Origin of the sequence: Stieleria maiorica, assembly GCF_008035925.1 — a bacterium.
Classification (GTDB): domain Bacteria; phylum Planctomycetota; class Planctomycetia; order Pirellulales; family Pirellulaceae; genus Stieleria; species Stieleria maiorica.
In genome coordinates this window covers 6,109,587-6,122,543 of sequence record NZ_CP036264.1, presented here as the reverse complement: position 1 = coordinate 6,122,543, position 12,957 = coordinate 6,109,587, and the positions used below count along the sequence as shown (strand labels likewise).

4 protein-coding genes are annotated in these 12,957 nt (G+C 61.2%); 2 read left to right on the top strand and 2 right to left on the bottom strand.

The features are described from left to right. The first annotated feature begins 44 nt into the window (after positions 1-44). Positions 45-8,615, top strand: a complete 8,571-nt coding sequence (locus Mal15_RS20845) for a type I polyketide synthase (protein ID WP_167546945.1) — start codon at positions 45-47, stop codon at positions 8,613-8,615. A 145-nt stretch (positions 8,616-8,760) separates the two neighbouring features. Beyond that, positions 8,761-9,765, top strand: a complete 1,005-nt coding sequence (locus Mal15_RS20840; RefSeq protein ID WP_147869529.1) for an aldose 1-epimerase — start codon at positions 8,761-8,763, stop codon at positions 9,763-9,765. A 162-nt stretch (positions 9,766-9,927) separates the two neighbouring features. Here the strand turns inward: Mal15_RS20840 and rrtA are convergent, their stop codons facing one another. Both rrtA and Mal15_RS20830 read right to left on the bottom strand, forming a co-directional pair. Next, positions 9,928-10,626 carry a rhombosortase gene (gene rrtA, locus Mal15_RS20835; RefSeq protein ID WP_147869528.1) on the bottom strand — a complete coding sequence of 233 codons (699 nt, stop codon included), beginning with the start codon at positions 10,624-10,626 and terminating at the stop codon, positions 9,928-9,930. Continuing rightward, positions 10,623-12,950 carry a VIT domain-containing protein gene (locus tag Mal15_RS20830; RefSeq protein ID WP_147869527.1) on the bottom strand — a complete coding sequence of 776 codons (2,328 nt, stop codon included), beginning with the start codon at positions 12,948-12,950 and terminating at the stop codon, positions 10,623-10,625. The genes rrtA and Mal15_RS20830 overlap by 4 nt, the downstream gene beginning before the upstream one ends. Between the last annotated feature and the right edge of the window lie 7 nt (positions 12,951-12,957).

Genomic DNA, 12,957 nt, shown 5'->3' with positions numbered 1-12,957 from the left:
GCCAAACACGCACCGCCGCGTGCCTGTCGCAGCAGAACCGAATGATGAATTCCGCCCCCAACCATCCACCCTCGGAAAACCGATCCGCTGACACGCCCTTGGCCGTGATCGGGATGGCCTGCCGTTTGCCCGGCGCGAGCGATTTGGACGAATACTGGTCGCTGATGATCGAAGGCCGCAGCGCGATCGCGGAACTTCCCGCCGAGCGACTGGACCAGCGGCGGTATTACGATCCCGAACCGGGACAATTCGGAAAGACCTATTCCAAGATCGGCGGGATTGTCGGCGACCGCACGGCACCCATCGAACCGTTTCGTCTGACCGATCACGACATCGAAAACGCCGATCACTCGCATTTGGACTTGTGCCAGGTCGCCGGTCAAGCGATTCGCGATGCCGGACTGGATCCGCACGCTACCGAGTCGACACGAGGCGGTGTGTTCGTCGGCCATCAGCGCGGTTCCAACTTGATCGGCGAATTGACGCTCGGCGTCATGGCTGCCCAGGCGATGGATTGTCTTCGTCAAACGGACCACGTTTCCAGGCTGGCTCCTCGTGAGCAAGCAGCGTTGGTCGCCGAGACGACCGCTCGGGTGCGTCGTGATCTACCGAAGCGGAATCCCGGCGGCGGGCCGTTGCTGGAAAGCTCCGAAGCGGCGCGGCTGATCTCCAAAGCCTTCGGGCTGGACGGCCCTTGTCTGTCGATCAACGCCGCGTGCAGTTCTTCGCTGGTCGCGTTGGCCGCCGGCGCCCACGCGCTGCAAACGGGCGACATCGACTTGGCCGTGATCGGCGGCCTGTCCTATTGCAAGCTGGACGCTTTGATTCTGTTTTCGCAGGCGCAAACCGTCAGTGCCACCGGTTCACGTCCCTTTGATGCCGACGCCGACGGGCTGGTCGCCGCAGAAGGCTACGTCGTCGCGGTTGTGAAAACACTCGAGCGCGCCCTGGCGGACAAGGATCCGATCCGCGCGGTGATCCGCGGCATCGGCGTTTCCTCCGACGGCAAAGGGAAAAGCCTGTGGGCGCCGCGACGTGAAGGTCAAATCGCTGCCGTCCGCCGCGCCTATTCGGCCGACGTGACGCCGAGCTCGGTTCAGTATGTCGAAGCCCACGCGACGTCGACGCCGGTCGGTGATTCGACGGAGATCAATAGCTTGGCCGAGGCCTTCAACGAATCGTTCGGGCGACCGCCGGATCGCAAGATTCCCCTCGGCAGCGTCAAAGCCAACATCGGCCACACGCTGGAAGCCGCCGGACTGGCCGGGCTGGTCAAAACGGTGCTGGCGATGCAGCACCGCATGATCCCGCCGCTGATCAATCTGCGCCGGCCGAGCCCCAACGTGGATTGGGCGGCCGCGCCCTTTCAATTGCCGACCACCGCGATCCCCTGGCCGGATCCGCCGCCGGACGGACCACGGCGGGCCGGCGTCAACGCGTTCGGAATCGGCGGCTTGAATGTGCATGTCGTGTTGGAGGAATATTTGCCGGACACGTCCATCCGTTTACGATCTCGCCGCGACACGGCGCCCGAGGACCGATCGATTGCCGTGGTCGGTGCCGCACTGCTGGTGCCCGGAGCACGGACGATCGATCAGTTTTGGGACCTGATGTCATCGGGTCGAGATCCCAAGATCCCCGTCCCGGCCGACCGCTGGGATGTCACGCTGGATCATGGGGACGACGCCAAACATTGGGTCGGCGGGTTTATCCGCGATTACCAATACGATTGGCGACGGCATCGCGTTCCGCCGAAACAAGTCGCCAACGCCGATCCGCTCCAGTTCATGATCCTGGACACGGTCGCCGAGGCGCTCCAGGCATCCGGATACGAGTCCAAGCTGGACCGCGAGCACACCGCGGTCATCGTCGGCAATCTCGTCGGCGGCGAAGCCAGTTCCCAGCTCCTGGTCGGGCTGCGATTGCCGGTGCTGCGTGAAGTCATCGAAACGGTCTTGCGAGAGAAAGGCATCCCCGCGGCAGAGATCGCCCGGACCTCTCGGCGATTCGCCGAGGTGCTGCTCGAACGAATGCCGGCCTTGTTGGACGAAACGGGCGGCTTCAGCAACAGCTCACTGGCCTCGCGGATCACCAAGACCTATGACCTGATGGGCGGTGCGTTCGCTTTGGATAGCAGCGACAACTCCTCCATCATGGCGGTCAACACGGCGCGTGGATTCCTGCTGCGTGGTGACTGCAAGATGGTCATCGCCGCCGGAGCCCAACGCGACCTCGGCCCCCACGCGTTTGAATGTCTCCGCTTGTCCGGGCGGTTGAGTCCGTCGGGTCGTGTCCGATCGTTGGATCAGAATTCAGACGGCATGGCCCCGGCCGAAGGAGTCGCGGTCGTGCTGCTGAAAAAACTCCGTGACGCGAAAGCCGACGGCGACGAAATCCTGTCGGTGATCCGTGAAATCGGTGTCGCACGTCACGACGATCAACAAACCTCGCAACGAATCGCCATCGGCCGGGCCCTCGCAGGAGCCGGCGTGACTGCCGATCAAATCTCGGCCGTCGAGTTGTCGGCCGGTGGCGTTGCCGGCGACGACCGTGACGAATTCCAAGCGATCGCCCAAGCGTACGCGGCAGAGCGGGAGCAACCGTTGCATCTGCGTTCGCTCGCCGGACAACTCGGGCACACCGGCAGCGCGGCGGGAATGATCGCGTTGGTCAAATCGTCGTTGGCACTCTCGCACCTTCAATCGCCGGTCGGTCGGCCACCAGAACTGCCGATCGATTGCGTGTCTAATCAATCCTGGTGTGAGTTCCCCGCGACAAGCCGGGACCTGCCGGTCGTTGATCCCTCCGGCCGCGTCTATTCCACCCTCCATTGCCACGCCAGGGGAATGGCGTCTCATGTCGTGATCGAGCGTGGGCAACCCGTCCCAGCGGCGACCGCACAACCCGGTCGCGACCAAACGGCTCGCCCTGCGGTCGATCGCGATCACGCTTATCGAAGCTGGATTTGCCAAGCCGACTCACCGTCCGGTCTGATCGACATCGCGACACAGGTTGCCGCGGGCGGGGCAATCGACCCGATCCACCCATCGCGCGACATCGGCCCTCCCAGCGATCAACGACATTCACTGGCGATCGTCTACCGCACCGACGACGAGCTTCGCACGAAAGCGGAACTGTTTGTTTCATCACACGCGCATCCCAAACGCAAGGCACTGTTCCAAAGCCAAGGCATTTACTGCGTCGAGCGATCGCGGTGGCCGAAGGTGGCGTTTTTGTTTCCCGGACAAGGGTCACAGTACCCGTCCATGCTGACCGAATTGGTCCAAACGCATCCCGTCGCCTCCGCGGCCGCTGAACGAATCGATGCGATCCTGAAATCACTGCAGTTTCCCAGCTACCGAGATCTAGTCGTCGACCAAGCGGATCTTCTCGGTCAAGACGTCTGGCGCACGCAACTTTCCTTGTTGGTCGCCGATTCGATCTTGATGGAAGTGGTCGATGCGATGGGGATCCGTCCAGACCGGATCTCGGCCCACAGTTATGGGGAGTTTCCGGCCTTGGTCGCAGCCGGCGCATGGGATTTCACCACCGCGGCTGTGGCAACGTACCATCGTTGTCGGTTGATCACCGAGTCCAAGGAAATCGATGGCGCGATGCTGGCGGTCGACCTCGATCGACACGGCGCGCAGACCTACTGCAACGCTACTCCGGGCGAAGCCTTTGTCGCCAATTGCAACAGTGACCGACAAACCGTCATCGCCGGCAGCCGCACCGCGATTGAGAATCTGAAATCGCGGATGGTCGACGCCGGGGTCCACGCCAGAATCCTGAACGTGCCCCGCCCCTATCACACGCCGCTGATGGCGCCGATCCAAACGGCGTTTCGACAACAACTCGACCGTTTAGGAATCGCCCCGCCGCGCACCCCGTTGCTCAGCAGTGTCGACAACCGCTACGTCGCTGAACCCGACTCGATCCGTGAAAACCTGGTCCGGCAACTGGTGCAACCGGTGCTGTACACCGATCAGATTCGACGGCTGGTCGACGAGGGCGTCAATGTGCTGGTGGAAATTGGACCTAGCCCCGTCCTGACTCGGTTGCACGAGCAGATCGTTGGTGATGAATTGTTGTGGATCGCAACGGACAATAAGAAGCGACACCACGACGAATCCCTGGCCCGGCTGGATGCCGCATTGCGCGCCGCCGGTGTCCCGATCGGTCAATCGGACGACATGGAAACGCGGTTGAGGCTGACCGTATCGGATACAGCGACGCCCGTAGGCTCGCGCCAAACGGCTGATTTGCAAACGACATCAGCCGGTTCGCGCCAGCGTCCGGGCAGCACCAGTGACATCGAGCAAGCGGAGCCGACTCCCGACATGCCCGTAGGCTCGCGCCAAACGGCTGATCTGCAAACCACATCAGCCGGCTCGCGCCAGCGTCCGGGCAGCACCAGTGGCGGCCAGCAAGCGGAGCCGACTCCCGACACGCCCGTAGGCTCGCGCCAAACGGCTGATCTGCAAACCACATCAGCCGGTTCGCGCCAGCGTCCGGGCAGCACCAGTGGCATCGAGCAAGCGGAGCCGACTCCCGACACGCCCGTAGGCTCGCGCCAAACGGCTGATCTGCAAACCACATCAGCCGGTTCGCGCCAGCGTCCGGGCAGCACCAGTGGCATCGAGCAAGCGGAGCCGACTCCCGACACGCCCGTAGGCTCGCGCCAAACGGCTGATCTGCAAACCACATCAGCCGGTTCGCGCCAGCGTCCGGGCAGCACCAGTGGCATCGAGCAAGCGGAGCCGACTCCCGACACGCCCGTAGGCTCGCGCCAAACGACTGATCTGCAAACGACATCAGCCGGCTCGCGCCAGCGTCCGGGCTCCAGCATCAACGTCCAAGAATCGGCGGCGAATGCCGAGGCGGGACTTCCGCTGTTGTTCCTGGAAGGTTCACCCCGCCAGATGGGCGCCGCGCACGGTCAATCCATGACATCAGCGATTCATCGGATGCTGGATCGTTACAAGGAAATCGCCGCCGGCAAGTTCGGTCGAACCCTGCCCGAATTGTCACGGGCGAAATCGATGCTGGACACGCTGGTCGACGACTCGGCGTTGCAGGAAGTGCGTGGGATGGCCGACGGGGCGGGTGTCCCCGTCGAAGCGTTGCTGGAACACAATCTGTACGCCTATCCAGAAATCGGTGCCGGTTGCACGCAAGTACTCGCCGGCCGGCCATCATCCACATCGCATCCCGCCGCCCGACCGACAGAGACACAGTGGCTGCACGCGGCCAACGAAGACATGCCGCTGGGATTGTTTCTTCGTGACACGATGCGACGCTGCGTTCAAATCCGGCGACCGACCGCTGGGTTTCCGCACTTGCTGTTTTCCGCCGCCGGTCATGTTTTGGGGATCAATGGCGTTAACGCGGCCGGAGTGGTCGTCACCAGCTCGATGCTGTTGGACCGTCCCCGCCGCGCCGAAACGGCCGACGGACTACTCCACTCGATCGTCATCCGTCGCGTCCTGGAATCCTGCAAGTCGGTCGACGACGCCGTTAGTCTGCTGCGCCGCGAACGGACCACCGGCGGCTGGGGCATCTGCATCTCCGACGCCATTGGTACCGAACCGGCCTATGTCGAATACGATTGCGGAACGTTTCAATCCAAGCGGATTCATGACCGTCATCTGGTCAGCAATCATGCCCAGTTGCTGCCCGCGGTCGCTAAAACTCCGCGGCACTCGCTCCTGCGCCAACAACGGCTTGAGTCATTGTGGCGGCTGAAAGACGACCAGGATCCGTCAACCGCAATGCTGCAACGATGGATGAGGGATCAATACGACGAAGGCCGCGGCAGGGAAGTCCGTTTTGCGACCATGAACACCATCCGCCGTGTCGACAACCAAGTCAGCGTTCTCTTTGACGTGCGATCGGGACGGGCTTGGACGACGCCGGGCAATCATGAACCCTCGGCGGACGCGAACCAGTTTTTCGAACTCGACCTGGAGACATTGATCGGGTTCCAGCCGGCCCCGCAAACCCGACCTCGCGTCACCGCAACGAGAGCAACGGAGAACGCCCCCGCGCGGGCAAGCGACCGAGTGATCACCTGGCAAGAATTCTCACAACGTTCGCACGCGTTCGGCGGGCGAGCGGCGAATGTTGGTGCCGGGAAGGTCTGCGACCGATTCGTCCTGCGATGCATCCAAACGCCGCCTGCACCACAAGCCGACGTCGCTGCGACGCTGCAAGGTGGTGTTTTGCTGTTGGGCGACAACGCCGCCGCCGACGCGTTTGCCGAATCGCTGCAACGTGCTGGCGTGCGTTGTCTTCATCTGCGGCGGTTGGACGATGTCGACGCCGCCACTTCCTTTCTGGACGACTTTTGCCGAACCGGTGTGCCGACCAATGTCTTCTTGTTGACCGCGTGGGACAAAGACGCCGCCTTGGGCGCCTCGGTGGACGATTGGCAACGACGCCGTCAGAGCGGCCTGTTGGTGCCGTATCAACTCTGCCAACGCTGGATGACGCTGCTCGCTGAAAACGGGCTCGTCGGTGAAGGCAGAATCGTCGGCGGCGTCCGCCTGGGCGGGTTGCTGGGCTTTGATGATTCCCTGATCTCCCCCGAGGGTGGATTTGCGACCGGACTGGTCAAGGGTTTGTTGATCGAACTTGGGTTCGCCGCACAAACATCGTTCCGCGCCCGCGTCGTCGATTTTGACCAGGATGCTGATCCGCATTTTATCGCGGCTCGATTGATCGACGAAGCCGCATCGTCGGCCGGACGAACAGCGGAAGTCTCCTATCGTGGCGGGAAACGTCACGTCGTCGCGCCCCTCCATCAACCGGCCGATCAGCTCCCCAGCGTCAACCCTGACTTCGGTGAGGTTTGGATCATCACCGGCGGCGCCCGCGGGGTCACCGCCAAAATTGCCAAAGCGATCGGCGAGCAATTCGGCGTCAAACTGCACCTGATCGGATCGAGTCCCCTGCCGGAAATCGAAGACGGTTGGCGAAACTTGAGTTCCGATCAGCGAAAGCAACTCCGTGCCGAAGTCGTTCGCAAAGCCCTCCAGGCGGGCGAGGTCCCGATCGATGCCTGGTCGCGTGTGGAAAAGGCCTTGGAAATCGACGAAAACCTGCGTGCCTTTGCCAAATCGGGTTTGGATGTCACCTACCACGCATGCGACGTCAGCGACCACCGGGCACTGGCACGCTTGTTGGACCGAATCCGACAGACCGACGGCCGCATCGACGGCATCATCCACGGTGCGGGTTATGAAAAGGCGAGCAGTTTCGCCAAGAAGAAACTCGCGTCGGTCGAGCGTACGATCGCATCAAAAGTCGACGGTGCCGTCTCGCTGATGGAATTAACCCGACAAGACGACTTGAAGGTCTTCGCCGCGTTTGCATCCATCTCGGGGCGCTTCGGCGGTGTCGGCCAAACCGATTACTGCTTGGCCAACGAACTGCTGTGCAAGCTCGTCAGTTGGTTTCGCAAGACTCGCCCCGAGGTTCATGCGGTTGCCTTTGACTGGCCGTCGTGGGACGAAGTCGGGATGGCCGTCCGCCCCGAGTCGCGACTCGCCAAGACACTCGTCGACGCCAAGTACATGCCCGTCGATGAAGGCGTCGCGCACTTCATCGACGAACTGCAGCGCGGCTGTCCCGAAGGCGAGGTCTTGGTCACCGATTGGGAACGCTACAAACGCTACTACACCGACCATTACGTCTCTTCCCTAAGTCCCTATCCGATGATCGATCGCGTCCAGGACCTGGATGGTGCAAACGGCCACGGCATCACGACCGCGCGCGACGTCGATCCGGTCAACGACAACTTCTTATCCCAGCACCTGCTGCGCGGCCGACCGATCTTGCCCTTCGTCGCTGCCGCGGAAGCCTGTGCCGAGACGGCCAGCCTGCTGACCGGTGGGCTGGCAGTCAACGGGCTGGCGGTGACAACGATCGAGAACTTTCGCATTGTCGAATCGATGCGTTTCTTTACCGATCAACCGCAGGAGATTCGGGTCCGCGCCGAGCGATCGGGCGACCAGATCCGATGTTCCATGCTCAGCGATTTCAAAAACCGCAAAGGCCAAGTGCTTCGCAAGGACCGCGTGCATGCCGAATGTGTCATCCGATCCGACCAGCCCGATGGCGCTGCGATCGACACGGTTGAATTTCCCGATGTGCCCTATGTCCCGGTCCATTACTTGGATCACAAATTGTCGGTGTATCACGGCCCGATCTATCGCCAGTTGGAACAGTTCTACTATTCCCGGCAGGAATCGTGGGCGAAAATCAGGATCGCCGACCCGGCGGAGTTTCTATCGGCCGAAAGCGGCGATTCGGTCTTGCTGCCCTGTGTGTTGATCGACACCTGCGTGTTTTCGGCGGGGGTCCATGAATGGACGATCGACCGGACGTCGATCGCCTTGCCACATTCGATTCGACGATTGCGGACGTTCTCGCCCCCCGTCGTCGGCCAGCAGGTCACCGCCCGCATCACGCCGCTCGAATCGACCGACAAATATGCGACGTTCAACATCGATGTCTGGGACCAGCACAGACGTCCGGTGCTGCAGATCGAGAACTATCGCGCCAACGTCCTCGTCGCGACCATCCCGCTGGATCGGGCGCAATCGACGCATTAAGGTAGAACGATGCACCATCCAATCTTGCAACACCGACTTGGATGACTCGACTAAGGACAGGTCAACAGGCTGTCGACGGGTTCCGCTACCCTAGGAGTTGGTGTTGACCACGCATGAGCCTTCTCGCCGTTTGAGTATAAACCCGATGATCCGATCACTCCTTTGTTGTTTCACCTTCTTGGCAATGGCACCCTCCGCATTGGCAGGCGGAATCTCGATCGGCAACGACTCCGGAACCCAGGTGTTCACGTTGCGGCAGGGAACGACCGTCGTCAAATTCGCTCCGGCTGCCGGCGCCAACGCGTATTCGATTCGTGTCGACGACGTCGAATACCTGCGGCAACCCGAATCGCTGGACAAGCTGCCCGGCGTCGGCTTCGGAAACCCCGTTTTGTATCCGACGCCGAATCGCGTCAAGAACGCCGCGTTCGAATTCGACGGCAAAACGGTTCGCTTTCAACCCAACGCGGGCGCGAACTTCATTCACGGTCTGGTCAATCGACACACTTGGAAATTCGTGCGGTCCGGATCCGATTCCGACAGCGCCTCGGTCACGTGTGTGGCCGATTTTCGCGACGGCACCGAGTTACATTCGCAGTTCCCCTTTCCACATCAGTTGTTCTTGACCGTCACGGTGACCGACGCTGCGGTCCGCTGGACTTACACGGTGGACAATAGCGAAGGGAAGACCGCCGTGCCGTTCGGATTTGCCTTGCATCCGTACTTCGTCTACCAAGGCCGCCGCGAGAACACGTACCTGAAGATCCCGGCAACGCATTGGATGGAATCCGAAAACCAGTTGCCATCGGGAGCGCTGGTTCCGAAGGAAGCGTTAGACTATCCGCTTGGCGAATTTATGTCGCTAGAGGGAACTTCATTTGACGACGTGTTCTGGGGCCTGACGCCGGACCAGCCCACCGTCATCGAGTACCGCGACGTGAATCGTCGAATCACGATCAAGGCTTCCGAGGCATTCACGCACCTGGTGGTCTGGACACCGGACCGGCCGTACTTTGGCATCGAAAGCCAGACCTGCAGCACCGACGCCCACAACCTGCATGCCGCCGGCAAGACGGCCGAGTCGCACCTGCAAATCTGCCAACCCGGCCAAAGCCTTTCCGGATGGGTCGAATACCGATTCGGGGATTGAAAGTCGGGGCGATAGCGGCAGTGTTCAGGCTTTAGCCCAATACCACTTACTTTATGAGCCGACGGCGCTAGCCGCGGGCCTTGGATTGCCCTTCGAGACTTGTAGGGCCCGAGGCTAGCGCCTACGGCTCAGTTTGTGATCGAAACTAAGTGGCATTGGGCTTTAGCCGCCGGAGTCGCTGCGTTGCAGCGAGGGGAATCGCCTACAGGCTAGACACCAACCTATCCCCACCAACAAGCCACCGAAGACGGCGCCCGCCAGATGGGATTCGATCAAGGGCTTGAATCCATCGGCATCCACAAAGAGCACCGCGCCGGTCACGAATTCATACAGCAGCTTCGCGACCAGCAACGTTGCCATCGAGATCCAAAAGCCGGCGAACAGACGATCGCGACCGGCAAGACAGTGTCGAATCTGATCGCCGATGAACCAAACGAACAGCCCGGTGTCGATCCCGCTCAGGCCACGATATCCCGAAACATCCTTGCACACCAAGGCGACCGTCGCCGAGATCCCCAGCGCCATCACCAGCAGCGAGACCCCGAAAAGCTTGGGGTGCTGTCGTTCACAGGCCGCGCCCAACACGACAAACATCAACACGTCCCAAAACAAATGTTGGCTGTCATAATGCGTGAGGTGACCGGACAGGAGACGCCACCATTGTCCGGCGGCGGCGGACGCAAAATCCAACTGCAACACGGCGGCCAGGTTGGGGACGACATGCGCCAGAATCGCGATCGCCGAAACGGCCAGGGTCACGCGATGGTCCATGCACCATGAACGGCACCTGCGGCAGATGCGTTGATATCCGATCTCGCGTCGCCGGCGAAGCGTCGGAAACAGTGATTCGCCTGCGCTCATCGCGTCCGCTCCGTCGCGTTGCGTGCCTTTCGACGCCGCATCATCGCGGCCGCGCCCGCACCACCGATCGAGAAGATCGCGGTGACCGGTCCGATCGGACCGCCACCGCCACCGCCTGAAGCACCTGAGAAGTTGCTTCCGCCGCTGGGCGATTGGCGAGGCCGTGAGGAGGAAGACGACGGTCCCGACGGAGGCGGCATGCTGGGAGCCGCATTGTCGACCGCAACTGGCCGTTGCGGCGCTGTGCCCCCGGCGACCGCTGAGGCTGCCGGTGGAATGCTCCGGGCACTCCTCGCGACGGCCCGAGAGCGACCGACAGACTTTTCGGTCATCCCCTCAGGCATCATCACCGGGACGGACTCGCTGATCAGTGACCCCTGTGGCGTTTCGGAGAGTTCTTTCTCGACGGCAATGAACGATGTGTACTGAGTCATCAGTTGATGCCTCAGCCCCAGCGCGGTGATTTCTTCGCGGCCCTGCGGGGTTTCATGTCCGACGTCGCGGTTCCAGATCTGTCGGATTCGCTGGCGGGCCCAAATCGGACCGATGGAATCGTGGGCGACTTCTTGCGTCGGCAGGTCCAGTTCGAGTTCCATTTCAACGGCTTGCCCCAGCACGTTGCCCTGCAATCGCACGGTCCCCATTGCCGATGTTTCATACCGTCCCAAGACGACGAGCGGCTTTCCGGCATACAGATCCGGAAGTCGCGAAGGAACCTGATCTTTGATGACAAGTCCTCCCCAGTCGATTTGCAAGTCCGTCATGTAGGGCTGGCTGGTGCGTTCGTTAAAACGCCGAGCGATCTCGCCCGCGTTGTCCTGGTTGTTGACTTGCATCGAGAACCCCCGTCCCATCTCCGCGGCGCGATTGATCAGGTAGTCATTTGGTGCAGCCCCGAACCCGATCGGAAACACCCGAGCGTCCTGAAACTCCGGGTTCTGTAGATAGCGCAGAATGGAATGATCATTGCCAACAAGGGCGTCGGTCAGCAGAATCATGTAGCGGGGGCGAGCCTGTTCATCAGCGTTGCCCCCCAACGCCAACTGGAGTGCCGGCAGCAGTTTTGTTCCGCCGCTGGCGCGCAACCCACGCACGAATTGTTTTGCGGCTTGGACATTGGCGTCAGTTGCCACAACCGAATCCTGCCGAAACGCCGTGGCATGATTATTAAACGCGATCATCCGGAATTCATCCTGCGGATTCAAATGATCCAGCACATGTTGGGCAAACAATCGCAATTGGCTGATCGCCGGCCCGTTCATCGATCCGCTGGTGTCCAAGACCACAATCACCTCGCGCGGCGTGATCTCGGCCGGCTCGATGGACCATTTCGGTTGCAGCGCCAACATGACGTAACCTGCTTCGGATTCTGCCGGGCGGTGTACCAGCGACGCCAACGTGCTTTGCTCACCCGCCAAACGGTACTCGATGACAAAGTCTTTGTCGGCGATCGTCGACTGGTTCTTCAAGGTCGCGACCGTTTGAGTTTCCGACGTCCGTTGGATGTCCAGCTCGTGTGTGACCGGCACGATTTCCTGAATCGGCATGGCCGCATCAACATTCACGGTGACAAAGACATCGTTGCCGTTTCGCATCCCCTCGGGTAGAAAGTCCGGCGTGATTCGTGACGCATCCGGGACTTGGTCGGTGTCGGCTGCCCAACCGCGACCGACGCTGGGACGACTCAACGGTTCTCCTGGGATATAGCGCGGCCCAACAACCATCGGAAAACGAAAGACGTAGCGGTCTTCGTCGATCTCCAGCGGATGCACGTACTCGATGTTCACGGTCACTTCGCCGTCGGGAGGGATGTTGGCGACCGCCTGAGAGAACACGTTGGCCCGTTCTTGTTCCAACAACGCCGCCTTTCGTCCCTCGTCTCGGGCCTGCTCATATTCACGACGTGCGTCTTCCTTTCGTTTGACCTCTCCGACAATCAGACGTTCTCCGATCTGAAAGGAATAGGCGTCGACGGCGCAGTTTTCAGGCAGCGGAAAGACGTACAAGGCCTCCAGTCGCTCGGAATAGGGGTTTTTGAAAACCTGGGAAACTCGAACCCGTGCCAGGACGCCTGAGACATCGGCCTCCACACGCGTCTCTTTCAAAGTGAAGCATTGGCTTGGTGACGGCAACGTCGCTTTCAATTCGTCGAAGTCATCTTCGGCGACTCGCATTTGGCCCTGCGTGACCGGGGCCCCATCGAGCACCGTGTACCCCGCCTGTGCGACGGGGCAGAACAGGCAGACTGATGCCAGGACGACGAACGATCTGCCCACAGCCGACCAGATCGATCGACATCGGGTGTCTATTGAATGAGCGGTCATGATGAGA

Excerpts from the sequence above, each read along its gene's own strand:
- Mal15_RS20845 (WP_167546945.1), top strand. The coding sequence starts at position 45 with ATGAATTCCGCCCCCAACCATCCACCCTCGGAAAACCGATCCGCTGAC.
- Mal15_RS20840 (WP_147869529.1), top strand. The coding sequence starts at position 8,761 with ATGATCCGATCACTCCTTTGTTGTTTCACCTTCTTGGCAATGGCACCC.
- rrtA (WP_147869528.1), bottom strand. The coding sequence starts at position 10,626 with ATGAGCGCAGGCGAATCACTGTTTCCGACGCTTCGCCGGCGACGCGAG.
- Mal15_RS20830 (WP_147869527.1), bottom strand. The coding sequence starts at position 12,950 with ATGACCGCTCATTCAATAGACACCCGATGTCGATCGATCTGGTCGGCT.